We start from the raw sequence: 25,753 nt of genomic DNA, 5'->3' as shown, positions 1-25,753 counted from the left end.
ACTAAGTGTCGTTATTTTCATTGACCGGATTTTTATATAGAGGTTTGAGTCTTGATCTGAGGCACAGGCTTGTTTAACCATCCCTGTAAACTCACCAGAATCACGCCCAGCATCACCATACAAGTACCAACAATAAAGTTAATTTCAATATGTTCATTTAGAATCAATACGCCAAACAGCATGCCAAATACTGGGGTTAAAAAGGAAAACACCCCTAAACGTGAAGCCAGGTAATGTTTTAGCATCCAGAACCAGATCAGATAACTGGCAAAGGAAATCACCACCGTATGAAAAATCAGGCTGGAAATCGACAAAGTTGTCCATTGAATACTGGCTTGCCCAGTCAAAAAGGACAAAGGTAACAACACCATACCAGCGATCAGCAATTGATAGAATAAGGTCTGGGTTGCAGGCGCTTCAGCCAGCGAGCTCAAACGCACACTCACGGTCGTGGCTGCCCAGAATACACCAGCCAGCAATGCCAGAAAATCCCCCCATAAGGCATGAGATTGTAGAGCAGATCCTGTCTGGGGACGCAGCAGGAAACTCACCACAATACCACTAAAGGCAAGAAAAATTCCTCCCCATTGCACATGAGACAAATGTTCCGCCGGCAGTTTCCAGTGCAAGCCCAAAGCCACAAAAATTGGTGCAGTATAGAGCAAGACAATGGTATGCGAAGCTGAGGTATAACGCAGCGCCTCACCCACCAGATAAAATTCAGCGGCAAACAGCACACCAACCAGTAAACCCGCAGATAAGTATCGTGCATTCCAAAGCTGACGGCGTACACTCTGCTGAATTAAAGGATAAACCATAAGTGCAGATAAGGCTGAACGTAATGCAATTTGCATCAGGGCAGAAATATCACTGGCCGCCCACTTCAGTACGACCTGCTGCAAACCCCACAACATACACAGTACAAACATGATGGCAGATGCTTTGACATCTAGTGCCTGACGATGATTCAAATATATTCCCGTTCTTGATTGGAGCCGCTACATACTAAAAATGTTAGAAGTAGAAGATATAACATCAAAATAGACATACGATGGAGGGATTCAGGCAATATTCGTGATGCGTAAAAAACGATTTAGACGCTATCCAATTTATATCTAGAAACTGAATGGCAACCGTGCCTGATCAGTCTGATAAATTATCCCTTGCTCATTACACTTTTCTAAACAAAATAAAGGAGCCCTTCGGCTCCTTGATCTCAAAAATCCGGTCTTACTTTACAAATGTCGTCCAGACATAATCCTGATTTTGGCCTTTTAGGGTCATTTTCAATTGATCACCAGATTGCAAGGCTGCCACCCCTGCTGGTGTACCGGTCATCACTACATCACCTGCTTCCAGTGTAAATACCTGACTAATGTCTGCCAATAAAGTTGCGATATCAAAAATCAATAAAGCTGTATCGCCTTTTTGACGCAGCTCATCATTGATCTCCAGCGTATAGTGCACATCTTTCCAGTCAGCAATCACATCACTTACTGGCACCCAGTCTGCGAGTATACAAGAACCATCAAAAGCTTTGGCCCGTTCCCAAGGTTGACCTTTTTTCTTTAGGTCATCTTGTAGATCACGCAAGGTCAAATCCAGACCTAAAGTCACAGCACCAATTGCCTGCAAAACTTTGGCAGGATCATTTTCCTTGCTTAAGGTACGGTCAATACGCAAACTTAGTTCACACTCATAATGACAGTTACCCCAGTCCGGATTCCATTCAATACCAGCATCCAGTGCAGTCAAAGCACTCGGTGGCTTGATAAACAACACAGGACGATCAGGTACCGCATTTCCAAGCTCTTTGGCATGGTCAGCATAACTGCGACCGACACAAACAATTTTTGATGGGCGTGTACTCATGATCTCTTTCCTGTTCTTGATCTGTCTTATTTCTTGAAGGTATTTTCGAAAATGCTTTGCTCAGTACCATCTTTAAAGGCACGTTTTGGCACAATCACCACTGTACGGTTTTTCAGTTCCAGCATATAGGTCAGCTTGCCGATAGCAAAACTTTGTACTTCATTATAATGCACGACCTTGCTACGTCCGTTATTGAAAATTTCTGCATAGTCCTGAAACAGGTCAATGCCTTGTTCACTTTTTCCAAACTGATATTTTACAAACTGGCGCTTAAACATCATCGGCAGGAACCAGTAGCGCATGATGCCCTGTAAAATCAGGAAGAAGGCACCCAATGCCACATAATAACGGCCAACCCCATTCAGGTCCATTGAGAAGCCCCAGATAATAATCCCGATGCTAACCAAAGGCGTCAGAAAGCGTGAAATCTGTTTTTTGCCAAAAGTGGCCAGAGCAAATCCATCCTGAGATTCTTCTAAAGTAAGATAATAACGGGTGGATAAAGTTGGTGCTGACTCAGTCATAGCATCACATCAAAAATATAAAATCCTGATCCATACTATATCAAAATATGCTTAAAACTCATGGCTTATGCTATCAATTACATAACTTTGCTTTGGAAATAACTGAATTTAGTTTTAAATAAATCATGATTAAAACAAAAAATACACAACAGGATATTGGATGAAAGGATTAATCCCCTATCTGCTGATGAGTAGTACCTTATGTGCAATCTCACCGGCTTTTGCAAAAATAACGCCATGGACCCCTAATCTGCCAAGCAGTCTTGATGTATTTCAAGGCAATTCTCAGCAACTGGCTGAACTCACTGGCGAACGTATCCTGATTTATGCGCATCCTGCCAGCAAAACCCATCTACCGACTTTTAAAACGGCTTCTAGTAGCAAATCCCAGTTTTATAGTGCGGCTGTAGTCTTGCCTGCATCCGAAGCACAAGTCGAAAAATTACTGCAACATTATCCGAATTATGTCGGCCTGTTTCCGACCCTAAAATCCGCCAAAGTAATTGAGCAGCAAGGGAGCATTCAACAAGTCAAATATCAGGTGCATATTCCCACTCCAATCCCAGTCTTAAACTTTAAAGAAACTGTAGTGATGCAGCATCATCTGGAAAATAACAGTATCAGCACACTAATTCTGGATGCACCAATTCCCTATGGGGCCGGAAAGCTGGAATGGTTTGCACTAGCTCCCAATAAAACCTTAGTGACAGTGACGCAATGGGGCGATCTGAACCAGCCACAAGGTTTTCTATTTAGCAAGATTCTAAATGCCCTGCCTGAAGCCAAACTTGGTATTCCCGCCGGCACCAATGCCTTTCTGCTTGAAGCTTTACAGCAGCGTTTTAAATATTCTTCCGCTATAGCTTTAAATACGGCAGTGCCTCAAGTTCAGCTCAGTAATCAGCAAACTCAGAAAATTGCCCAGCTTAGTCAAAAATCAGGACAGCCTGTCAGCTTTATTTTGCCCAATTATCAGGTTAAGACCGGCAAAAGTTCAGAAAATCTAAGATTCAATACCACCTATCAATATTTCTCGCATCCGACTGAGAAGCTGCAGCCTTGGTTATCGGCTCAAGCCAGCCAGAAACTCTTTCCGCGACAGATCAAAAAAGTGGAACTGAACCCAGTCAACCCGCAAAGTATTGATGCCAACTACAAGGTATCAGTCGGCTTAGGCGTCATTCAGATTCCCTTTAATTTTAAAATGCGTTTTGAACAGCCAAATACCTTACAAAACCAATTCTATGCTAATGGCGGAGATTTAAAATTTGTACGGGGTGGAATGAAGCTTTTGCCGCAATCTCAGGGAACGCTATTCCAAATCACCAGTTCCATGAAAATTCATGATCAGGCGCCTTTTTTACTGAAAGCCATGCGCAGCCTTCCCTATCATGACATGTTGCCGGCAGTTGGTGGTAATACCGTCTATGCCTTAAAAGTACAGCAGAAATTAAAATCTTAAGTTCATGTCTAATTATTGGTTTTTTATATGAAAAATTAAAAACTAAAGACGTAAAAAAACCGCATCAATGTGCGGTTTTTTCAGAATTCTTTATCAAGATTGGTGCGCTCAGAGAGATTCGAACTCCCGACCCCTTAGTTCGTAGCCAAGTGCTCTATCCAGCTGAGCTATGAGCGCGACGTCTTGATGGGGTGCATTATATAGAGTTTTCAGCACTTGTTAAGTGTTTTTTAATAAAATTATAACCGAACGTACAGTAATTAAACGATACTACAATATTTCAGTTTTTTTGATGAAAATTCCTGCGAATTTAGAGTTAAAAGCAATAACCCAGACTTGGCAAAATTTCAGGATTAGCTAAATTAATCTTTCAGTGACCTCATATTCATTTGCTCACAGCCTAATAGAGCTATTCCCCAACCAGGCCAGTTTTAACCTTGCCTGCCCGCTGATAACAGCTCAATACCACGCCATTTGAAGTCACTTGATGATCTGTCAGTGCAAATGCTGCTGGCATAGAGTCTCCAGCAAATAGACGTTTTCCTCTGCCCAATATCACAGGAAAGGTCATTAAATAGAGTTCATCCACAAGATCATGTTTAAAAAGGGCCTGTGCCACTGCGGCACTGCCATACACCCGAAGATCCTCCTCCCCTGAAGCCTTCAGGTTAATGATCTCATCAATACTTTTTAGAAAGATCGTATTTTGCCAGTCCGAGTGATCCAAACTGGTGGATAGCACATATTTATTCACTTCATTAATTCCTGGCCAGTCTTCAGCATGCTTCGGTCAGTAGGGTTCAAAAATCTGAAAGGTATTCTTACCAATCAGAATATCGGTGGACTGCATCCATTTTTGCATGATGCGATCAAATACTGGATCGGGTTCAGTACTAAAATACGGCGCCACCCAGCCACCATATTGAAAGCCACCAGATGTATCTTCTTCCGGGCCGCCGGGTGCCTGCATTACACCGTCTAGAGTCAGAAATTCCTGGACAATAATTTTTCTCATCACCATGCCCTTATTTTTATTGAGTTATCTAGGATTTATTTTTAGCATGTGATTCAGGCGGATTCTGTAAATTTTAGGCACAAAAAAACCGCAACATGTGCGGTTCATTGTTCAAGTTGGTGCGCTCAGAGAGATTCGAACTCCCGACCCCTTAGTTCGTAGCCAAGTGCTCTATCCAGCTGAGCTATGAGCGCGTAACTTGTGTCGTCTTTATTAGACTGCGTTATTTTCCGGTTTACTTATTGGTGCGCTCAGAGAGATTCGAACTCCCGACCCCTTAGTTCGTAGCCAAGTGCTCTATCCAGCTGAGCTATGAGCGCGACATAAGTAAAGTGGCGGTGAGAGAGGGATTCGAACCCTCGATACAGTTACCCGTATGCGTCCTTAGCAGGGACGTGGTTTCAGCCACTCACCCATCTCACCGTAACGTGCCGCCATAATACAAATTTCGGCATAGCACTGCAAGCACAGCTTGAAAAAAAACTGCATATTTTTGCTCGTTTAAATACTTTTTAAACAATTTCCCTATTTTTAGTCATTTAAGTCCTGAAAAACCCGATAAATTTCCAGTTATCTAAAATTAGCCAAAAATCGAAAACTTAAACAGATTATTGCAATCATTTACGTGCAGTCTGCACTGACATGACTTATGCTAAACCTATCTCCAAGGACACTTTAAAGATATGATGAAAAATTGGGTCGATCCTGAAGCAAAAGCTGAAGCCGAACGTTATGAAAACCCTATTCCAAGCCGTACCCTGATTCTCGAAACTATAGAAGAAAAAACTGCCCTGTCCCATGCTGACCTGGTGGAATATTTTGAAATTGCCGATCAAAAAAGTATTGATGCCCTGAGCCATCGTCTGATTGCGATGGTACGTGACGGGCAATTAATGAAAGACGGTTACAAGTTCCAGATCGCGGCGGAACAGCCTGAGCATGAAGCAACGGTATATATCAACTCCAAGGGAAGCGGTACAGCCAATATTTCAGGTGAAGATGACCTGCTCTTACCTGAGCGTGAATTGCGTCAGGTCTTTAACGGTGACCGTGTTAAAGTCCGTCAGACCTCAGTAGATCGCAAAGGTAAAGCCTGGGGCTTTATTACTGAAGTCTTGCAGCATCGTGTCAAACAGATCATTGGTAAAGTGTCTGAATATGAAGGTGAATACTTTGTTCAGCCAGCCAATCCAAATGCACATCAGCCAATTACTCTAGAAAAAGAGCTGATCGAGCATGCCAAGGTCAAAGTCGGCGATTCAATCCGCGTGGCGATTGACACCTACCCAACCAAAGAAGAATTTGCGACTGGCCATATTGTGCAGTCGATGGCAGACAAAGCCGATACCGAAATCATCATTCCACAGACGATTCTGGAATATGGCCTGCCGTATGAATTTCCTGAAGAAGTCTTGAAAGAAGCGGAAAGTTTTAAAGAACCTTCTGACAAAGACCGTGAAGGCCGTGTCGATCTACGTGATTTAGCGCTTGTCACCATTGACGGCGAAGATGCACGTGACTTTGATGATGCGGTCTATGCAGAAAAACGTCCGGGCGGTGGTTATCGTGTGGTCGTAGCGATTGCTGACGTGAGCCATTATGTACGTCCAGGCAAACCACTGGATGATGAAGCTCAAGAGCGCGGGACATCCGTGTATTTCCCGCACTTCGTTTTACCAATGTTGCCTGAAGCACTCTCTAATGGCCTGTGTTCATTAAATCCGAATGTCGACCGTCTGTGCATGGTTTGTGACCTGAAACTGTCACGAGCTGGCCGAGTGACCGGGTATGAATTCTACCCTTCAATGATGCATTCCAAGGCACGTCTGACTTATGACCAGGTCGCGAAGTATTTTGAAGGTGATAGCACAGCAATCACTGAAGATCGTAGTGTACGTAAATCACTAAATACCCTGTTCCAGTTGTATCAGATTCTAAAAGGCTTACGTGCTGAACGTAATGCAATGGAATTCGAAACCATTGAAACCTATATGACTTTCGATGAACTGGGTGGTATTAATGAAATTCTGCCACGAACCCGTAATGATGCGCATAAGCTGATTGAAGAATGTATGTTGCTGGCTAACGTCGCAGCAGCTGAATATGCACTGAAAAATGAAATACCAATGCTGTACCGAGTGCATCAACCACCAGAGTTCTCACGCATCCAGAAAGTTCGTGATTTCGTGAAGTTGCTGGGTCTGCCATTCCCGGAACAGCCAACCCAGGCCGATTATCAGGCAGTCATTGAAGCGACCAAAGACCGGATTGATGCGCCAAGTATTCATGCCGTGTTATTGCGTTCCATGATGCAGGCGTACTACGGTGCCGACAATGCCGGTCACTTTGGTCTGGCTTATGAAGCATATACGCACTTCACCTCTCCAATTCGCCGTTACCCAGATCTGTTATTACATCGTGCTATCAAAGCTCATTTGAGTAAAAAGCCATATCCAATTTCAGGTGCATCTTTAGATGATGCCGGTGAGCATTTCTCAGCGACAGAACGCCGTGCTGATGAAGCCTCCCGCTCTGTAACGACCTGGCTGAAATGTCACTATATGCAGCAACATCTTGGTGAAGAGTTTGTTGGCATTATCAGTGCAACGGCTGAATTTGGTTTGTTTGTCACGCTGAAAGACCTCTATGTCGATGGTATGGTGCATGTGAGCCAGTTGGGCGATGACTTCTTTGTCTTTGATCAAAGCAGCCAGAGTCTGGTCGGCCAGAACCGTGGCCAGATCTTTGGTCTGGGTGATGAAGTCAAGATCAAGGTCGCTGGAGTCAATCTGGAAGAACGCAAAATTGACTTTGAATTGATCCAGCAACTGACTCATGCGGGTCGTCCAATTCGCGCCCGTGCTCCACGTGTCGCAGAAAAAAAACCTGCACCACGTCCGGAAGCAAAAGAGGAAGTCTTCAATAATCATGAGCGTGCGCAAAAAGCCCAGCCCAGTGATGATGGAGAACAGCCCATACGACGCAAAAAAGACAAATCCAAGCCCAGTTCCTACAGCAAAAAGCCTGCTAAAAAATCTGCAGGAAAGTCTGAAGCAAAGGCTAAAGATAAAGTAAAGAAAAAAGCCAAGATCAAAAAGAAAAAGTCGAATGCAAAAGCCAAGACTGAATAATTTCTGATGATCATAAAAAGAGCGCTACAGCGCTCTTTTTATTTTATAATTCAGTTAAATAACGACTAAAAAAATATCATGCTTATTGCATCAAATAATAAACAGCATTTACATATCTATGCGATTCTAATTTTTACGATTTTGATCCTCAGTGACTTTATTGCACTCAAGTATTTTAATTTTGTAGCAACGCCACTTACGAATTATTTTGCATTGATTATAAGCTGTGTCATATGTATTGGGATATTGCTGTATTTTTTCAGACTCAAACAGCATGGTTTATGGTTTCCACCTTATCATTGGCGTAATTTCAGAAAGCGCCCCAAATTTTATAGTCTTTTTATTTTTCCTTCGGTCATGATCTCAGTACTTTGGTTTAATTTGACCACGTATCCACCCTATCTTTATACGAAGCTAACAGGCGAAACTAACAGTATTTCAATTATTACTCAGGCTGTGAAATTCAAAGGTGTTCGAAATCATATCTCCTATTCCTTTGATACAGAATATAGACATTTACCGGTTATGGAGCTATCTGTTTCAGAATTTCAGCTTTATCAAAATAAATCCGTTGAACTACAGCTTAAGCTTACAACAAGTACTTTAGGCAGCATCGTGCATGAGATTGAACGAATCAATATCCAGCCTGAAGTCGAATAAATAATACCGTCGTATGCTTGATTTCCCTGCCAATAAGCCCTACATCTAGATTTAACACAGGAAATGACTTCGGCAGAAACGACATGACATTAGAAAAAGCAACTTTACCCGTTCCACAATTCGATCAGATTACGCTGGCAGATCTTAAACAAAAAATTGAAAACTGCATTCAGCAAGGTTTGCAATTTCTAAATGAACTGACCCAGACACCTGATACTGTCCAGGAACAACTTGCGGTCCTGAAACAGGTCGACACACTAGAAAATAATATGAGCGAGTCCTGGGGTGTTTTGTCGCATCTCAACGCAGTCATGAATAATAGTGAAACCCGTGATGTCTATCAGGCATTATTATCAGGTCTAAGTGATTACTATACCCAGTTGGGCCAGCATACGGCGCTATATCAAACCTATCAGCATGTGCAGGATGCACCAGTTTTCCATGAACTGCCGGAAGCCCAGCAAAGTGCGATTAAACTGGCACTACGTGACTTTAAATTGTCAGGCGTAGCTCTAGAGGGTGAAGCAAAAAAACGCTATGCAGAAATTTCTGCACGTTTGTCACAGCTTTCCTCAGATTTCTCCAACCATGTACTGGATGCAACTCAAGCTTATTTCAGACCGCTTAAGGAAGAAGAATTAGCGGGCCTGTCTGAAAGTAATATTGAACTCTTAAAACAGTATGGCCAGCAACGTGAACTGGATCAGCCGGTTGCTACTTTAGATTTCCCGTCTTATCTGGCAATTATGACTCATGCCGAAGATCGTGGCCTGCGTGAAGAACTCTATAAAGCCTATACCACACGCGCGTCAGATCAGTCCGAACAGACTGAATTTGACAATACAGCCATCATGGAAGAAATCCTGAAATTACGTCAGGAAATGGCAGCACTATTAGGCTTTAATAACTATGCCGAATATTCACTGGCCAGCAAAATGGCGCCAAATGTCGAAGCTGTTGATGAATTCCTGCGTGATCTGGCGGAACATGCCCGTGCGCCTGCTAAACAGGAAGTGGCTGAACTGAAAGCCATTGCTGCTGAAGATGGCATCACAGAATTAAAGCCTTGGGACAGCAGTTACTATTCTGAAAAGTTGAAAATGCAGCAGTTTAATCTGTCTCAGGAATCGCTAAAACCCTACTTCCCGGCTCCAAAAATCTTGCAAGGCTTGTTCAGTATCCTGAAACGTTTATATGACATTCAGGTGGTTGAACGTGAAGCGCCAGTTTGGCATCCAGATGCGCGTTATTTTGAACTGGAAGATCAGGGCGAAGTGATTGGCGGTTTCTATTTCGATCTCTATGCACGTCAGGGCAAACGTGGCGGTGCCTGGATGAGCGGCTTCCGTTCACGCATGCAAATTGCTGAAGGCCTGCAAAAACCAATCTGTTATATGGTAGCAAACTTTACTCCACCTGTGGGTAACCGCCCTGCACTACTGACTCATGATGAAGTAATTACCCTGTTCCATGAGTTTGGTCATGGGCTGCATCATATGCTGACAGAAGTGGACAATATTGCCGTGGCTGGTACACATGGCGTGGATTGGGATGCTGTCGAACTACCAAGCCAGTTTATGGAATTCTGGGCTTGGGATCAGGACAGTTTAAACCTGCTCAGCGAACATATAGAAACCAAGGAAGTCTTACCTGCTGACTTGTTAAAAGCCTTGCTGGATGCCCGTTTCTTCCAGTCCGGTATGCAAACTTTGCGTCAGCTGGAATTTGCTTTATTTGACTTAACCATTCACCGTGCCAATCCGGCATTGAGTGCTGAACAGATTCAGGCAACCTTGAACGAGATTCGTGAAAAATATGCCGTTTTACCTACTACAGCATATAACCGGTTCCAGCACAGCTTCAGTCATATCTTCGCGGGTGGATATGCAGCGGGCTATTATTCTTATAAATGGGCAGAAGTTTTGGCCAGTGATGCCTTCGATCGCTTCGAAGAAGAAGGAATTTTTAATACTGAAACTGGAAAGCAGTTTAGACAAAAAATTCTAGCAGTTGGCGGAAAAGATACAGCACTTGACGCATTTATCAATTTCCGCGGACGCGAGCCAAAAATAGATGCTTTGTTACGTCATCAAGGTTGGACGAACCGCTCTAAAAACGCTTAAACTACGTTTTTAAGTAAATCACAGGGTGAGTATGATGGCTATCAAACGTCGTTTCATTGCAGGCGCAAAATGTCCTAAATGTCAGGCGTTGGATCGGATCGTTATGCTGACCTCTGGTGAAGCTGAATGGATTGAATGTATCGAATGTGGGTATGAAGAAAACCGTCCTACCCATATCGAGGAACCTGAGTCACCAGCCGTTCCGGATGAAATTGGTGTGATTCAGTTTAAACCCCGTCAGCCAAAAGAATAATTTCGGGAACCTAAATGACTCTAGATCATCGACAAAATCCTAAACTTTTATGGGGAATAGTGAGTGGATTAATTGTTGTGATTATTGCTGTTTTAATAATTACACAGTTTTTTCTCACGCAAAATGAAACATTACCGGCACATCAGGGTGACTTGATGCATGCACCGGTGACACAAGCCGCACCTAAAGCAGAACCTGAACCGGAAGAAATTGTGCCTACTTCTGAAAATGTTCTGGTCGATGCCTCTATTATAAGAGAAGAAGTTACTGAGAATGCCACTTTGGCGAAAGAAGAAATTGCCAAACTGGAAGATATTCAGCAACAGCTCAATGAGCAGGAAAAAAGCCTGAAGCAACAGCATAGTGATGCGGATGAGCTGATTAAACTCAAAGAGGAACAAATCAAGTTACTCGAAGCACAACTGGCACAATAGTCAGAATGAGTTAGGGATTTTCAGCTAGAATATCCACAGATTTTCTAGCTAAGTTCCCTCATGAGTGTAGCCTCTCCCTCGCATCTGGTTAAGGCAATTGTCTTTCTGACCTGTTCCGCTTTTTTGTTTTCAGTCATGGGCGTCTGTATCCGCTTCGCCTCACACACCGTTGATAATGCCACTGTGGTATTTTTCCGGAATTTTGTCGGCCTGTTTATTTTTCTTCCTTTAATCTTCAATAAAGGCATTAACTTTTTTAAAACTGAAAAACTCTGGATGCACACCTGGCGTTCTGTCGCAGGTCTGACGGCGATGTATGGATTTTTCTATGCCATTGCACATTTAAAGCTCTCCAATGCCATGGTCTTTACCTATTCCTCACCAATTTTTATTCCGCTGATTGCTTGGCTGTTTCTAAAAGAAAAAGTCACTCAAAGCATGTTACTGGCTGCTGCGATCGGTTTTATTGGCGTGTTGTGCGTGGCTAAGCCTGATTCCGGTTTATTTAACCTGATGTCCGTGATTGGCTTGAGTGCCAGCTTCCTGGCTGCTATGGCTTTTGTCACGGTTCGCGCATTGACCCAAACTGAACCACCAGAACGAATTGTGTTTTATTTCTGTCTGATCGGCACCCTGATTTCCATGATTCCAATGTTCTGGCATTGGCGTCCTTATACCCTGACTGAACTCGGTTATTTAATTGCAGCCGGTTTATTGGCAAATACCAGCCAGTTATTTCTATCCAATGCTTATAAACTGGCACCTGCTGGTCAGATTGGACCAGTGAACTATATTGCGATTTTCTTCGCTGGCTTATGGGGCTATTTATTCTGGCAGGAAGTTCCGGATCTCTATAGCCTGCTCGGATTAGGGCTGATTTTTTGTGGGATTTTACTTTGCAGTCCTGTTTTACAAAATAAGCTTAGGCTGCGTTAAGGCCACAATAAAAAAAAGCACCCGAAGGTGCTTTTTTTATTTGCTTAAATTACTGATACCAGCCGAAGAGTTTAAATACATAAGGTACATAGGCAATGATCAGCATCGCTGGCAGTAACACGATCATCGGTAAAATCCAGCGCTCATAACGGTAATAAAAGGACTTATGTCGAACTTCTGCATCCGCCTCGGCCACCTCAGCATCACCAATGGATTGCCTTGCCAACAAATGGTTCAGGGCAACTGGTGGTGTCACATAACCCAACTCGAAACCAATCAAGGTAATCATCCAGAAATGTACCGGATGAATTCCATACTGATAGGCGACTGGTGCAACCGTTGCTGAAATCAGGATCACTGCGCCGAATGGGTCCATAATCATGCCAACGAACACCATCAGGCCAACAATCATGGAAATCACCAGAATGGTACTGCTAATATCTGTCGGGAACGCTTCCATAATTTCCATACGTTCCAGCAGGCCGCCCACACTGACAGATAGTGCCATCAGAATCACCAGCGCACCAATGTGTCCAACCGTTTCACTGGTCGAAATGTGTAATGATTTCCAGAAGCCGACATGACGTAAACTTTCAACCACAGTCGAACGTTTTACACCATGATCTACAGCCAGCTCACCGCCCTGCTGCTCAACATGGTCTGCTTCACGATATTCAGCATTAATGGCTGTACCCGCAGTCGCCATTGCAGGCGTATTTCCTGAACCTAAGGTTGTGGTTAAGGTTTCATCCCAATGCCCTACTGGTGGTAATGGTGCAGGCTCATGACGTAACTTATCAAATAGCACGATCATCAACAGAATGACTGGCATCATGACAGGTGCAGTAAATTCATTCAGATCTGTAGATAAAGCATATTTGTAGAACAGCCAGATCAGGATGAAAATCACAATATAAGGAATCACATTTACAAAGGCACGTGCAGACTGTGGTGAAGCCAGACCAGGTGCAGCAATACGGAACTTGCTTTCAGCAAAGAATAGCGAAATGATCAGGAACAATGTTGAACTGAGCAGGAAGACATAGACACCGTAGTGATACAGCATATCTGTCGTCACTTCCTTGTTCAGTGAAGCAACCACAACAATCAGTAGACATGGACGAAGCACCACACCGAGTGAACCGGACATCGCTGTTGCTGCCAAGGCAAACTGACGGCGACCACCGGCATTCCAGACTTCCTTATAAATGATCGCACCTGCAGCAATCACGAAAATCCCAGATGCACCGGTATAAGCGGTTGGTAGTGCAGCTGCCAGCAGGATTAACCAGGTCAAGGTTTCTGGTGCCAGATTCCATGGACGCAGGATATTCAGGAACATGTCTACGACACGGGTTTGTTTCAGCAACATACCGGCCCAGATAAATAAGGCCAGATTTAGGAAGATACTCGAAAATTCAACCAACTGCCCCAGATAGATGCCCTGACCCATCGGGTAATCCATCAAGAAGACAAAGTTAAATCCGGTACTGATGGCCATATAGGCATACAGTGGCACGCTTAAGAAAGCCAGCCCGAAACTGCCCCCTTCTCGGGTCGCCTGAGGTGGCTTAATGACTTGATACAAACTGATCAGGGTCAATGTCCCAAAGAGAATCATCCATAGCCAGTAGACATACTTCATGTCTCCCATTGGCACCCCGGAATTCAGCACCGACATATATTGGCTATAGGAAGAATAGACCAGGAAACTGTTCGCGATCAGCATCGCCACAGAATAGACTTTAAAGTCGATACGAGTGGCTGGACTACGTAGACCAATATGATGGGTTTTCAATGTCGCGCTGATTGCAGCAAATACCACCATAATGATGAGCAGCAAGGCACGGTTTTCAGTCCCGAACTTGAAAATGCCAAAGAATGAAGTTTCAAAACTGCGATAGGCACGAATACTTGGATGCGCTTCAATATGCGTTATCGCCTTGTCATAGAACTGGTAAGACTCTTCACAAACCTGTTGTGCCTGCATCACTGCAGCACGCACATCCGCTTCAGAACGTACACCGAAGAAATCGGCATATTCATCGGCGGCATCTGCTTTCATCTGCTCCTGAACTTTTTGATCGACATTAATATTACGATCACATTGTGGTGCTTTCGGTTCAGCACGCAAAAACGAATATTGCATGCCTGTCGCCGGATCACCATACAGACGCTCGCCCATACGCAGTAACTGACCATGAATCATTTCCCCGGTTCCAATCACTAAGGTCAGTAAGAGCAAGATGAGCACGACAAAGGTCGAGATCCACTCTGTCCAGATATAACGTAACAGACCTAATCCCGATCTGTTTTGATTATCGTTGTGCATGTATTTTCCTATTCTTGTTTTCGCGCCTTACATTCTTTTAAGCGCTGGTCTTCCTGTCTGCCCCGAAAATTCCTTTACAAGGGTCAGTATCATTATTTTCTATTTTGACTCTGCATGAAAATCAGCAGAATAAAAATGACAATTTATCTTTTCTTTTTGTCTTTTCTGCCAACAGTTTCAGCTATCCTGGACATAATTGCCCAAGATATAGAGCAATGCGACTACCACTCCCCAGATCACCCCTAATAAATGCGCTTCGACCAGTACCGGACTGCCGATAAGTTGTGCAGTTTCCTGATTTCCAATGGTATTTTCCCAAATCAGTTTGGCAAAGATTAAAAATAATACCATTACGGCAAACCCACGTTCACGCTGATAAAGTAGATGCACGCAGGCGACTGCGACATAGGCCCCATGTAATACCCCGGATAGTCCTGCATATGCTTCAATATTTGGCAGGAAAAAATAAAAACTCAGGCTGATCAACGGCGGCAGAATCAAAAGAATCGAGACGAAATGCCACACAGATGCACGGGGAAAAATGAAAGGTAAACAGATAAAGGCAAGGATATTCAGAAAATAATGGGCCCAGCCGACATGCACCCAGTGCGCAGTCCAGAGCCGCCAGAATTCTCCGAGCAGGCTTTCCTGCCAGTAGATGAAAGCATCGTTAAAGATTTGCAAACTCGCTGAAAGAGAGACAAAAGCCGCCAGAAAAATAATTTTTCGTCGAAGATGTTGATCTTGCATCGGCTCCTTGAACTCCTTTCAGCATATTGAAAATGACCTCTATGAGCATCATTCACTTAATTTTTCATTAAATTATAGGTCAGCGCTAAACAGATCATCCAGTTCTGAAGAATTATCTGTTTCATCCCAGAAGGTCTGCATGCCATCATCTGCACTACGAATACCGGTATTTTCAGTCCAGTAACGGTCAGAAATACCATTCACCATAATGGCAGCCATACTGTCGATCAGCTTGAACTGAGGATTGACTGGCTTTTCATCACTACGTGCCTGATCAAAGGTTCTTAACGCATCACGAATTTTGGCATCATCCCCACTGGCCTGTGCCGCTACAGCATATAAGGCATGTGATAAACGTACACCTTTTTGCTCACCGATTTGTACTGACTGTTTCAGAGTTTGGTAAGGATCAGGTTTTCCATCACCTGCCCCTGGCAATAAAGTCCAGATCACAGCACGGGTTGCATTTGGCGCGCCCCAGAATTTGGTATTATCCAGACAGGTCATGCCACGCTCAACCACAGCCGCAATATCTTTAGGTACTTGTACGGCCCCACCCGAGTTAATGTCATTGGTCATGGCTTGTAAGCCACTCAGCATGCCCAGCAGATAAACTGTCTGTTCAATATCACTGTTCATGCGTGGACAGCCTTCACCCAGCGCTTTTTTATATTTTTTCTCATAACGGGTCTGGAATAACTGATAGCCCGTGTACTGACGTTGTGCGGCCAGTGCAGCCCAGCGTTTCTGCTCAATCCGCGCATCCTGAGCTTCAGTCACCTGATTGACTTTAGAAGCACGCAGATACCGTAGCTCTGCATCCAGCGCTTTCTGCTCGGCACAAATCCCCGCTGCGGAGTACATCAGTACCGCAACACGAGTCGGATCAGCCCCCATTTCCTTGGTCGACATGATGGCTGGTGTTAAAGAATTCCCGGAATTACACACCATCTCGGCATCATCCATCGCCAGGATTGGTGGAACAATATGCTTTTCAGTGAAGCCCAGCGCCACATTGGCACCGGTTTTAATGACCTGAGAACATCCTGTTAGAACTGTTGTTGTTATTGCAATGGTCGCCATACCTTGGCATATTTTTCGGACGCTCGACATTTTCCTGTCCTCTATAATTGTGATTATGTCCATTATTCTGCTAAACATATCAGAAGCATATAACGAATAAAAGAGTATTTACTCTAATTTAGACCAGACACTTTGCCATTAAATTTCCCAGCTGCAATTGACTGTAGTAGATAAAATCCCAAATTTTGGGCAAAAAAAAGTAGCATTGCGACGGTTCAGCACATGCTACTTATCAACTTGGCAAGCCGAGAAGAAAATAGGTTCTCGAGCTTAATTCTGTTATTTAGGTGAAAATCTGTCCTTCAGCACCGTTCCCAGCCGTCCTATGACTAGGGCCATCACAATCGCAACGATCAAAAACATCCACATTGGAAATTCCATCATGATCTCCTGTGTTCGCTGTTGGTGACTTAAATGTACCTGCTTATAAAAAAAGCAGCTGAAAAATTGTCAGACAATTCATTGTTTTTACAGAGAAATGTGATTTTTTGTCTGACAATTCAAGCGGGGTTAGCGGATAAATCTTTATTTTTAATCAATTTATTTAAAATTTCGGAATATCATTTGTCGGACAATTAAAGTATTTTTGTCAAAACTTTCAAAGACTTCCATTGTTTAAAAGGCAACTGGTCACACCAGATGAGCAACGGACGTGCTTTTGCATGCTGGAAATACACCACGATATAAGCTTGGTGATCAATCACGTGACTGATCAACACTCGCCGTGTGCCTTGCGCAGCTGCTGTCAGTGACCATTCACGTCCATCCAGATATTCAAACTGCTCAATGTGCAGTGTCTTACGATAAAACAACTGGTAGATGACCACTCCGATGACGCCACAAACCAGCCAAATTATCACAGGCAATAACTGATACAGCAGGAACATTAATACAGCGAAAATAAAAAGCTGAAACACCAGCGCACACTTGCTGCGTTTCAGCTTGAAACAACGATTATCCATGAACGTAAAATTTAAGCTTCTTGATAAAATCTTTTAATTCAGGGCGTGGGGGTTCAGACACTTCCATAAACCAGTCCAGCAGGTCTGGATCTTCCTGTGCAACCAGCTCAGCAAACATCTGTTTTTCGAAGGGATCAGCAGTGAGATAATAGTTTTTCACGTAGGGATCAAAATATACATCGATCTCTTTCAAGCCACGACGCGCGCGATAAATCACTTTGCGCTCTTCTAAGGTGATGTCATCAGTCATCGAATTTTCCCAACTCGTTACAAACCTGAGTAGTTTACCTTAAGCCATTGCTGAATTTCGAGGTATTTCATACAAATGACCAAAAGCATCAGTAGATTCCCCAGATTTGAACATTCAGCTCATTGTTCCCTCATCTGCTCTATCTTAAGTTAAATAAAACATCACAATAAGGGAATTATAAGATGCATTCGAGCGCGATCCGTCCATTGGCCAGCATGCTGCCACGTCAGCTTTTCAATGATGAACATGAAGCCTTTCGGGAGATGGTCCGTAAATTCTATGAAAAGGAAGTGATTCCTCATACAGAAAAATATGAACAGCAACAGCATATCGATCGTGAGCTCTGGAATAAAGCCGGTGAACTTGGCCTTCTCTGTGCCACGATGCCTGAAGCTTATGGCGGTTCAGGGGTGGATCGTTTATACAGTATGATCCTGATCGAGGAACAGGCCTATGCAGGCGACTCTGCGACAGGATTTTCACTGCACTCCGATATCGTGGCCAATTATATTCTGAACTTTGGCAATGAAACACAAAAGCAGCAATGGCTCCCGAAAATGGCTACAGGTGAAGTGGTCACGGCAATTGCGATGACCGAACCTGGAACTGGCTCAGACCTGCAGGCAGTACGCACCAGTGCGGTATTAGAGGGTGATGAGTATGTGATTAATGGTTCCAAGATATTCATTACCAATGGCTATCTTTGTGATACGGCAATTGCGGTATGTAAGACGGGTCATAGTGAGAAAGGCTCTGCCAATCTTTCTTTGATTATGGTCGAAGCAGATCGTGCAGGATTTAGTAAAGGTAAACCCTTAAATAAAATCGGCATGAAAGGTCAGGATACCTGTGAACTGTTCTTTGACAATGTCCGTGTGCCTAAAGAAAACCTGCTAGGTCAGGAAGGCATGGGTTTTATGATGCTGATGAAAGAACTGGCTTGGGAGCGGTTAATTGTGGCCATCATATGTCAGGCAGGGGCAGAAGCAGCATTCGCACATACGGTGAAATACACCAAAGAACGTCAAGCCTTTGGCAAACCGATCAGCGCTTTTCAAAATACCCGTTTTAAACTGGCAGAACTGCGTACCGAAATTGAAATCTGCCGAGCTTATCTGGACCGTTGTATGCAACTACAGCTTATTCAAAAATTGGGAGTTGATGCCGCCGCAGCTGCTAAATACAAAATTTCTGAACTGTATAGCAAAGTGGTTGACGAATGCCTACAACTGCATGGCGGTTATGGCTATATGCTGGAATATCCGATTGCACGAGCGTACCTGGATAATCGCGCGAACCGCATTTATGCAGGAACCAATGAAATCATGAAGGAACTGATTTCCAGATCACTCTAATTTGAAATATGAAAAAGGAGTACATCAGGTACTCCTTTTATCTATGTCTATACTTAAGACACCAATCTTGGCTTGGCTGGCACAGCACTGGATTTCGATTTGAATTTCAATACTCCATCTTCAAAAGATGCCGTTTTAAGCTCTTTACGGTCTGCCAAGTAGTTATTAGATACTTTCCAAGGTGCATGCTTACCCTGTTTCGGCATCACATCTGCGGCACGGGCAATATAGCCTGAAGTTAAACTACCCATCACCGTATCTTCAAGTAATTCCGTAGCATCCCCTTCTGGAATCACTTCATCATAACCATGCTGATCCATATAATTGAGCAGACGGCAGATATATTCTGCGGCAATATCCACTTTCAAGGTCCAGGAAGCATTGATATAACCAATAATCAGCGCCATATTTGGCACATCACTGAGCATGACCCCTTGATACAGCATATGCTTCGACGTATCCAAAGGCTTGCCATCCATCGTGGCCTGAATACCACCCAGAATCTGAATATTTAAACCCGTAGCAAACACAATAATATCCGCATCCAGATATTTACCTGATTTCAGCTGAATCCCAGTTTCAGTAAATTTCTCGATATGATCTGTTTCTACAGATGCATGACCTTCACGCAGGATTTTGAATAAATCCCCATCTGGCACTACACATAGGCGCTGATCCCAAGGTTCATAATTCGGGGTAAAGTGTTTCATATCCACTTTCCCTTTCAACTGAAACTGTACAGATTTCAATAATAAGGTTTTCAGTAGTTTTGGCTGTTTTTGTGCGAGTGCATAGATACCACGCTGCATGCCAATATTACGCGCACGGGTCAGCTTATAAGCCACATCTTCTGGCAATAATTTACGCATTTTTGAGTAAATCATGTCGATCGAAGGAACTGAGGCGATATAGGTGGGAGAGCGTTGTAACATGGTCACATGCCCTGCACCGCCTTTCACCATGGCTGGAACTAATGTTATTGCTGTCGCACCACTGCCAATAATCACTACTTTTTTTCCGCTATAGTCCAGATTTTCAGGCCAATGCTGCGGGTGAATAAATGTACCTTTGAATGCTTCCTGATGCGGGAATTCCGGCTGGAAGCCTTGATCATAATTGTAGTAACCCGTACAGCCAAGAACAAAGTTAGCGATCCAGGTCTGCTTTTTGCCCTGAGCGTTTTCAGCTACGACTGACCATTTACGTGTCGCTGAATCATAATTGGCACTAACGACGCGATGTTGAAAATGAATTTTTGAGCTCAAGTTAAATTCCTGAACCACTTCTGCAAGATAATTTTTAATTGCCGAGCCAGAAGCCAATACACTTTCTTTTTTCCAAGGCTTAAAGTTGAAGCCAAAAGTCGACATGTCCGAATCTGAACGGATACCAGGATATTTAAACAGGTCCCACGTACCGCCAAAGCTTTCGCGACGTTCAATAATTTCGAATGAGCGTTGAGGACTATGTTTAGAAAGATGGGCCGCCAGACCAATTCCCGAGATCCCCGCGCCTACAATTAAAATATCAACTTGCTTTTCCATATTCTTCTTTTACCTGAGCATTGTCATATATTTTATTAAATCACAAAATTGACAATACACAATGTCAAGTTTGAATAAAAGTGATTATTTTCTTATCTTTTCAGGACAAATTTCTAAACTGCCTGATAATGGGTAAATGCAAGACAATAAAAAAGGCCGGTTTATTCAACCGACCTTTTCGAACAACGTTTGCTGCTCTACACGAAATTAGTTAACTTCGCGATCTACTAGCTCAACGTAAGCCATCGGTGCAGCATCACCTGCACGGAAGCCCGCTTTAAGAACACGTAGATAACCGCCGTTACGCTCTTTGTAACGAGGGCCAAGAACGGTAAATAATTTACCAACAGTTGCAGCTGAACGAGTACGAGCAAACGCCAAACGACGGTTTGCTACTGTATCGACTTTAGCTAAAGTGATTAAAGGCTCAGCAACACGACGTAATTCTTTTGCTTTAGGCACAGTTGTTTTGATCAACTCGTGCTCGAACAAAGAGTTAGCCATGTTTTGGAACATCGCTTTACGATGACTGCTTGTACGGCCTAATTTCACACCACTATTACGATGACGCATGGTGATAGTCCTACTTAATTAACGGCTACGATAGGCGAAACGATCGTCCATACGGAGACTAGCTGGTGGCCAGTTCTCTAAACGCATGCCGAGTTGTAAGCCTTTGGAAGCCAGAACATCTTTGATCTCAGTAAGCGATTTTTTACCAAGGTTAGGAGTTTTAAGTAACTCAACCTCAGTACGCTGTACAAGATCACCAATGTAGTAAATGTTTTCTGCTTTCAAACAGTTAGCAGAACGAACAGTTAGCTCTAGATCATCTACTGGACGAAGCAAAATTGGATCAACTTCTTCACGAGGTTCTTGAGCCACAGGAGCTTGATCTTTCTGAAGATCAACAAAGATTGCAATTTGTTGTTGCAAGATTGTTGCCGCTTTACGGATTGCTTCTTCAGGATCAACTGTACCGTTGGTTTCAAGATCAATGACCAGTTTATCAAGGTCAGTACGTTGTTCTACACGAGCGTTTTCCACTGTGTAAGACACACGTTTGATCGGGCTGTAAGATGCATCTAACTGTAAACGACCCACTGGGCGAGTCTCGCCTTCTGGGAAACGTGAGTCAGAAGTCTCGTAGCCACGGCCTTGAGCCACTTTCAGGCGCATCTTAAGATTGCCTGATGCACTTAACGTGCCGATCAAGTGTTCAGGGTTAACCACTTCAACATTATGAGGTAAACGAAGGTCAGCCGCAGTTACGTCGCCTGGACCTTGTTTCTCTAATGTTAAATAAGCTTCATTTTGATCGAACAGCTTAATAGACAATCCTTTTAGGTTCAGCAAGAGCTCGACGATGTCCTGCTGCAAGCCTTCCAAAGTACTGTACTCGTGCTCAACACCTTCAATCTCAACTTCTACCACAGCAGCGCCAGGTAAAGAAGAAAGAAGGATGCGACGTAAAGCATTGCCCAGAGTATGACCAAAGCCACGCTCTAAGGGTTCTAGAATAACTTTTGCCGAGGTCCCGCTTGCCGCTTCGACCTTGATCGCTTGCGGAGTTAGAAACTCATTTGCAGTACGCGTCATATTGCTACCTCAAGGATTATTTAGAATACAATTCTACAATCAAGCTTTCGTTGATTTCAGCAGGTAAATCAGAACGATCCGGTGCAGCTTTGAACGTACCTTCTAGTTTAGAATGATCTACTTCCATCCAAGAAGGAATGCCACGTTGAGCAGCTAATTCAATTGCGTTTTTGATACGTAATTGTTGTTTAGCGCCTTCGTGAACTGCAATCACGTCACCCGCTTTAACTTGGATAGACGCGATGTTAACGCGACGGCCATTTAAAGTGATTGAACGGTGAGATACTAACTGACGAGCTTCTGCACGTGTAGAACCAAAACCCATGCGATAAACAACGTTATCAAGACGGCTTTCAAGCAATTTCAACAGGTTTTCACCAGTTGCGCCTTTAACACGAGCAGCTTCTTTGTAGTAGTTACTAAATTGACGCTCTAAAACACCGTACATACGACGTACTTTTTGTTTTTCACGTAATTGTAGTGAGTACTCAGATTGTTTACCGCCACGAGCTCCACCATGTTGACCAGGAGCTTTAGCGTGTTTTTTAGTTTTGACGTCAAATGGTTTAACGCCAGATTTTAATTGCAGGTCTGTCCCTTCGCGGCGAGAGAGTTTGCATTTTGGACCAATATAACGAGCCATGAATGTTTCTCCTTACACGCGACGTTTTTTAGGTGGACGGCAACCGTTGTGAGGGATTGGAGTCACATCGGTAATGCTGTTAATTTTATAACCCACTGCACCTAATGCACGAACCGCAGACTCACGACCTGGACCAGGACCTTTCACAAGGACGTCCAAGTTTTTCAAACCGTAATCTAAAGCAGCTTTACCAGCAACTTCAGCAGCTACCTGAGCAGCAAACGGAGTTGATTTACGTGATCCACGGAAGCCTTGTCCACCTGAAGTGGCCCAAGCCAGTGCATTACCTTGACGATCGGTAATAGTCACAATGGTGTTATTAAAAGAAGCGTGAATGTGTGCAACACCTTCAGAGACGGTACGAGTGACCTTCTTGCGTGTGCGAGTATCTTTAGCCATCTTTTAGCTTCCAGAAATCTTATTTCTTAATTGGTTTGCGCGGACCTTTACGGGTACGTGCGTTAGTTTTGGTGCGTTGACCACGGACAGGCAAGCTGCGACGATGACGAAGACCGCGGTAGCAGCCTAAATCCATTAAACGTTTAATGTTCATGGAAATTTCGCGACGTAAATCACCTTCGGTCGGAACCTTGGCAATTTCTGCACGAATCGCATCAAGCTGAGCGTCATCTAATTCACGGATCTTAGTAGTCGGTGCGATACCCGCAGCAGCTAAGATTGACTTAGCAGTGTGGCGACCAATACCAAAGATGTACGTTAGAGAGATAACAGCATGCTTGTTATCCGGAATGTTTACACCGGCAATACGAGCCATTCAATTTTCTCCAAAAAGGCAGTAGAGATAATCAACCGCCCCACAAAAATCTTGAGGGGCGGATAATAACCCAATTCGCCTACTGAAATCAACAGGTCTTGATCAGATTAACCTTGACGCTGCTTATGACGAGGTTCTGCGCTACAAATTACGCGGATAACCCCATTACGACGGATAACTTTACAGCTACCACAAATTTTCTTTACAGAAGCTTGTACTTTCATGATGAAACCTCTAAGTGCGCTTATCCCTTAGGATGAGCAGTCGTTTTTCTCATTAACGTTTGATTGTCATACTGGTGCGAGGTGAGATGTGCTTGAAGCTGAGCCATAAAGTCCATCACCACCACTACCACGATCAGCAACGATGTTCCGCCCAAGCTAAATGGAATACCAAAAGAGCTTTGCAGAATCATCGGCATTAAACAGATGACAGTGATGTATATCGCGCCGATAAAGGTCAAACGATTGAGAATATGATCTAAGTAACGAGCAGTTTGCTCACCTGGACGAATACCAGGCACGTAAGCTCCGCTGCGTTTCAAGTTCTCTGACACTTCTTTAGGACTAAATACCAGTGCTGTATAGAAGTAACAGAAAAAGATAATTAACGCACCAAAGAGCACCAAATACAACGGCTGACCAGGCGATAACACCAATGCCAAGTCTTGTAGACTACGCTTGATAATTCCTGCACTTGGATCCGAACTACCAACCCACTGACCTAAGCTCGCTGGGAACAAAAGTAAAGAGCTGGCAAAAATTGCCGGAATTACACCCGCCATATTAATTTTTAATGGCAAGTGCGTTTGCTGTGCAGTAAATACACGACGTCCCTGCTGCTTTTGAGCATAGTTCACCGGAATACGACGTTGCGCCTTCTCGATAAACACAATCGCTGCAAGTACAGCAATCGATAACAGACCAAAAATTGCTAATCCAATTAGACTAGACTGGCCATTATCAACTGAAGTTAGAGACTGCATAACTAAAGTCGGCAATCCTGCAACGATACCTGCGAAGATGATCATGGAAATACCATTGCCCACCCCACGCTCGGTAATCTGTTCACCCAGCCACATCAAGAACATGGTCCCCGCAACCAAAGAGGTTACCGCAGGAACATAAAAAGCCAGACCAGAGGTCAGGGTAATTCCCTGGCTGATCAGGCCAGCACACATACCAATTGCTTGCACAAGTGCAAGGAACAGCGTGCCTTGTCGTGTGTATTGGTTAATCTTACGTTTGCCCTGCTCGCCTTCTTTTTTCAAAGCTTCGAGCTGAGGAACCACTGTAGACATTAACTGCACAATAATCGATGCAGAGATGTATGGCATGATCCCTAAAGCAAGAATCGACATTCGCTCTAATGCACCACCCGAAAACATGTTAAACAAACCAAGGATGGTACCTTGGTTTGCATTAAACAGATTTTCTAGTGCGGCATTATTAATCCCTGGTACTGGAATATGCGCTCCTAGTCGAAACACCAACAACGCACCAATGAGAAACATCATTCGACGAATAATTTCACGGTATTTCACATGAAATGGTTGGCCTTTCATCATGTTGACATGACCTGAAGAACTAGGAGTCATAGACACTGGGGATTACTCCTCGACTTTACCGCCAGCAGCTTCAACAGCAGCTTTAGCGCCTTTAGTCAATGCAACACCTTGTACAGTGAATGCACGAGTAATTTCACCAGAAAGTACGATACGAGCACGAGTCATGTCTTTACGTACAACGTTCGCAGCTTTTAAAGTTTCAAGAGACACGATGTCGCCTTCAACTTTAGCAAGCTCAGATAAACGTACTTCAGCAGTTTTCAAAGCCAATTGGCTAGTGAAACCGAATTTAGGCAAACGACGATAAAGTGCAGTTTGACCACCTTCGAAACCTGGACGAGTACCACCGCTCTTACGTGAGTTTTGACCTTTGATACCACGACCACCAGTCTTACCAACGCCAGAACCGATACCACGACCTAGACGAAGGTTGTCACGCTTAGCACCTTCTGCAGGTGCAATTGTATTTAAACGCAGAGTCAT

Annotated in this window: 25 protein-coding genes, 4 tRNA genes and 1 pseudogene; 8 read left to right on the top strand and 22 right to left on the bottom strand. The window is 43.8% G+C overall.

Annotated features, from left to right (window positions below; translation table 11 throughout):
• Positions 1-32: 32 nt before the first annotated feature.
• The 3 genes from FTU00_RS07450 to FTU00_RS07440 all read right to left on the bottom strand — a co-directional run bounded on the left by FTU00_RS07450 (position 33) and on the right by FTU00_RS07440 (position 2,396).
• Entirely contained in the window at positions 33-971 is a 939-nt protein-coding gene (locus FTU00_RS07450) for a DMT family transporter (RefSeq protein ID WP_179992781.1), read from the bottom strand.
• A 259-nt stretch (positions 972-1,230) separates the two neighbouring features.
• On the bottom strand, positions 1,231-1,872 hold the full coding sequence (locus FTU00_RS07445; RefSeq protein WP_180179436.1) for a fumarylacetoacetate hydrolase family protein: 642 nt from the start codon (positions 1,870-1,872) through the stop codon (positions 1,231-1,233).
• Between the two features lie 26 nt (positions 1,873-1,898).
• Entirely contained in the window at positions 1,899-2,396 is a 498-nt protein-coding gene (locus tag FTU00_RS07440; protein ID WP_180004383.1) for a YcxB family protein, read from the bottom strand.
• 160 nt (positions 2,397-2,556) lie between these two features.
• Here FTU00_RS07440 and FTU00_RS07435 point away from each other — a divergent pair, with 160 nt between their 5' ends.
• On the top strand, positions 2,557-3,858 hold the full coding sequence (locus tag FTU00_RS07435; RefSeq protein WP_180179435.1) for an SRPBCC family protein: 1,302 nt from the start codon (positions 2,557-2,559) through the stop codon (positions 3,856-3,858).
• A gap of 100 nt (positions 3,859-3,958) precedes the next feature.
• On the opposite strand, the gene FTU00_RS07430 is transcribed toward FTU00_RS07435, so the two are convergent.
• From FTU00_RS07430 to FTU00_RS07410, 5 genes and pseudogenes are all read right to left on the bottom strand, one after another.
• A tRNA-Arg gene (locus FTU00_RS07430) sits at positions 3,959-4,035 on the bottom strand.
• A 232-nt stretch (positions 4,036-4,267) separates the two neighbouring features.
• Positions 4,268-4,873 (bottom strand): annotated as a pseudogene (locus FTU00_RS07425) (dihydrofolate reductase family protein).
• A 117-nt stretch (positions 4,874-4,990) separates the two neighbouring features.
• Positions 4,991-5,067, bottom strand: a tRNA-Arg gene (locus tag FTU00_RS07420).
• A 49-nt stretch (positions 5,068-5,116) separates the two neighbouring features.
• Positions 5,117-5,193: transfer RNA gene (locus FTU00_RS07415), tRNA-Arg, on the bottom strand.
• A gap of 13 nt (positions 5,194-5,206) precedes the next feature.
• Positions 5,207-5,296, bottom strand: a tRNA-Ser gene (locus FTU00_RS07410).
• 260 nt (positions 5,297-5,556) lie between these two features.
• On the opposite strand from FTU00_RS07410, the gene rnr reads away from it, so the two are divergent.
• From rnr to FTU00_RS07385, 6 genes are all read left to right on the top strand, one after another.
• Positions 5,557-8,004, top strand: coding sequence for a ribonuclease R (gene rnr, locus FTU00_RS07405; RefSeq protein ID WP_180179434.1), 2,448 nt, complete (start codon positions 5,557-5,559; stop codon positions 8,002-8,004).
• A 525-nt stretch (positions 8,005-8,529) separates the two neighbouring features.
• Positions 8,530-8,664, top strand: coding sequence for a hypothetical protein (locus FTU00_RS15570; RefSeq protein WP_257229794.1), 135 nt, complete (start codon positions 8,530-8,532; stop codon positions 8,662-8,664).
• 83 nt (positions 8,665-8,747) lie between these two features.
• Positions 8,748-10,787 carry a M3 family metallopeptidase gene (locus tag FTU00_RS07400; protein WP_180179433.1) on the top strand — a complete coding sequence of 680 codons (2,040 nt, stop codon included), beginning with the start codon at positions 8,748-8,750 and terminating at the stop codon, positions 10,785-10,787.
• A gap of 40 nt (positions 10,788-10,827) precedes the next feature.
• Complete coding sequence (locus FTU00_RS07395) at positions 10,828-11,040, top strand: YheV family putative zinc ribbon protein (protein WP_171064841.1); 213 nt, start codon at positions 10,828-10,830, stop codon at positions 11,038-11,040.
• 14 nt (positions 11,041-11,054) lie between these two features.
• The gene (locus tag FTU00_RS07390) at positions 11,055-11,474 is read left to right on the top strand and encodes a hypothetical protein (protein WP_034169654.1); all 420 of its coding nucleotides are present in this window, start codon (positions 11,055-11,057) and stop codon (positions 11,472-11,474) included.
• 60 nt (positions 11,475-11,534) lie between these two features.
• Entirely contained in the window at positions 11,535-12,410 is an 876-nt protein-coding gene (locus FTU00_RS07385; protein ID WP_104425693.1) for a DMT family transporter, read from the top strand.
• A 49-nt stretch (positions 12,411-12,459) separates the two neighbouring features.
• On the opposite strand, the gene FTU00_RS07380 is transcribed toward FTU00_RS07385, so the two are convergent.
• From FTU00_RS07380 to FTU00_RS07360, 5 genes are all read right to left on the bottom strand, one after another.
• Positions 12,460-14,742, bottom strand: coding sequence for a TRAP transporter large permease subunit (locus FTU00_RS07380; protein ID WP_180179432.1), 2,283 nt, complete (start codon positions 14,740-14,742; stop codon positions 12,460-12,462).
• Between the two features lie 177 nt (positions 14,743-14,919).
• Positions 14,920-15,492 carry a rhombosortase gene (gene rrtA / locus FTU00_RS07375; RefSeq protein ID WP_180011205.1) on the bottom strand — a complete coding sequence of 191 codons (573 nt, stop codon included), beginning with the start codon at positions 15,490-15,492 and terminating at the stop codon, positions 14,920-14,922.
• Positions 15,493-15,564: 72 nt separating this feature from the next.
• Positions 15,565-16,605, bottom strand: coding sequence for a hypothetical protein (locus tag FTU00_RS07370; protein WP_004786877.1), 1,041 nt, complete (start codon positions 16,603-16,605; stop codon positions 15,565-15,567).
• Positions 16,606-17,150: 545 nt separating this feature from the next.
• A complete protein-coding gene (locus tag FTU00_RS07365) occupies positions 17,151-17,537 on the bottom strand; it encodes a hypothetical protein (protein ID WP_180179431.1) in 387 nt (128 codons plus the stop codon).
• Positions 17,530-17,787: a succinate dehydrogenase assembly factor 2 gene (locus tag FTU00_RS07360; protein WP_034590267.1), complete on the bottom strand. Its 258-nt coding sequence runs from the start codon at positions 17,785-17,787 to the stop codon at positions 17,530-17,532. Before FTU00_RS07360 ends, FTU00_RS07365 begins: the two co-directional genes overlap by 8 nt.
• Positions 17,788-17,969: 182 nt before the next feature.
• Here FTU00_RS07360 and FTU00_RS07355 point away from each other — a divergent pair, with 182 nt between their 5' ends.
• On the top strand, positions 17,970-19,142 hold the full coding sequence (locus tag FTU00_RS07355) for an acyl-CoA dehydrogenase family protein (RefSeq protein WP_166135560.1): 1,173 nt from the start codon (positions 17,970-17,972) through the stop codon (positions 19,140-19,142).
• Positions 19,143-19,195: 53 nt separating this feature from the next.
• On the opposite strand, the gene FTU00_RS07350 is transcribed toward FTU00_RS07355, so the two are convergent.
• The 9 genes from FTU00_RS07350 to rplO all read right to left on the bottom strand — a co-directional run bounded on the left by FTU00_RS07350 (position 19,196) and on the right by rplO (position 25,753).
• Positions 19,196-20,686, bottom strand: a complete 1,491-nt coding sequence (locus FTU00_RS07350; protein ID WP_180179430.1) for an NAD(P)/FAD-dependent oxidoreductase — start codon at positions 20,684-20,686, stop codon at positions 19,196-19,198.
• A 207-nt stretch (positions 20,687-20,893) separates the two neighbouring features.
• Positions 20,894-21,259, bottom strand: a complete 366-nt coding sequence (rplQ, locus tag FTU00_RS07345; RefSeq protein WP_004786886.1) for a 50S ribosomal protein L17 — start codon at positions 21,257-21,259, stop codon at positions 20,894-20,896.
• A gap of 18 nt (positions 21,260-21,277) precedes the next feature.
• Entirely contained in the window at positions 21,278-22,285 is a 1,008-nt protein-coding gene (locus FTU00_RS07340) for a DNA-directed RNA polymerase subunit alpha (RefSeq protein ID WP_004786889.1), read from the bottom strand.
• A 16-nt stretch (positions 22,286-22,301) separates the two neighbouring features.
• Complete coding sequence (gene rpsD, locus FTU00_RS07335; protein ID WP_004786890.1) at positions 22,302-22,928, bottom strand: 30S ribosomal protein S4; 627 nt, start codon at positions 22,926-22,928, stop codon at positions 22,302-22,304.
• Between the two features lie 12 nt (positions 22,929-22,940).
• The gene (gene rpsK, locus FTU00_RS07330; RefSeq protein WP_001040166.1) at positions 22,941-23,327 is read right to left on the bottom strand and encodes a 30S ribosomal protein S11; all 387 of its coding nucleotides are present in this window, start codon (positions 23,325-23,327) and stop codon (positions 22,941-22,943) included.
• A 19-nt stretch (positions 23,328-23,346) separates the two neighbouring features.
• Complete coding sequence (gene rpsM / locus FTU00_RS07325) at positions 23,347-23,703, bottom strand: 30S ribosomal protein S13 (protein WP_180179429.1); 357 nt, start codon at positions 23,701-23,703, stop codon at positions 23,347-23,349.
• Between the two features lie 107 nt (positions 23,704-23,810).
• Positions 23,811-23,927, bottom strand: a complete 117-nt coding sequence (gene rpmJ / locus FTU00_RS07320; protein WP_000867907.1) for a 50S ribosomal protein L36 — start codon at positions 23,925-23,927, stop codon at positions 23,811-23,813.
• Between the two features lie 20 nt (positions 23,928-23,947).
• The gene (gene secY, locus FTU00_RS07315; RefSeq protein ID WP_171065444.1) at positions 23,948-25,267 is read right to left on the bottom strand and encodes a preprotein translocase subunit SecY; all 1,320 of its coding nucleotides are present in this window, start codon (positions 25,265-25,267) and stop codon (positions 23,948-23,950) included.
• A gap of 45 nt (positions 25,268-25,312) precedes the next feature.
• On the bottom strand, positions 25,313-25,753 hold the full coding sequence (gene rplO / locus FTU00_RS07310; protein WP_004786897.1) for a 50S ribosomal protein L15: 441 nt from the start codon (positions 25,751-25,753) through the stop codon (positions 25,313-25,315).

Origin of the sequence: Acinetobacter sp. YH12041 (genome assembly GCF_013419975.1) — a bacterium.
Lineage (GTDB): Bacteria > Pseudomonadota > Gammaproteobacteria > Pseudomonadales > Moraxellaceae > Acinetobacter.
This window is presented reverse-complemented; position numbering and strand designations above follow the sequence as displayed.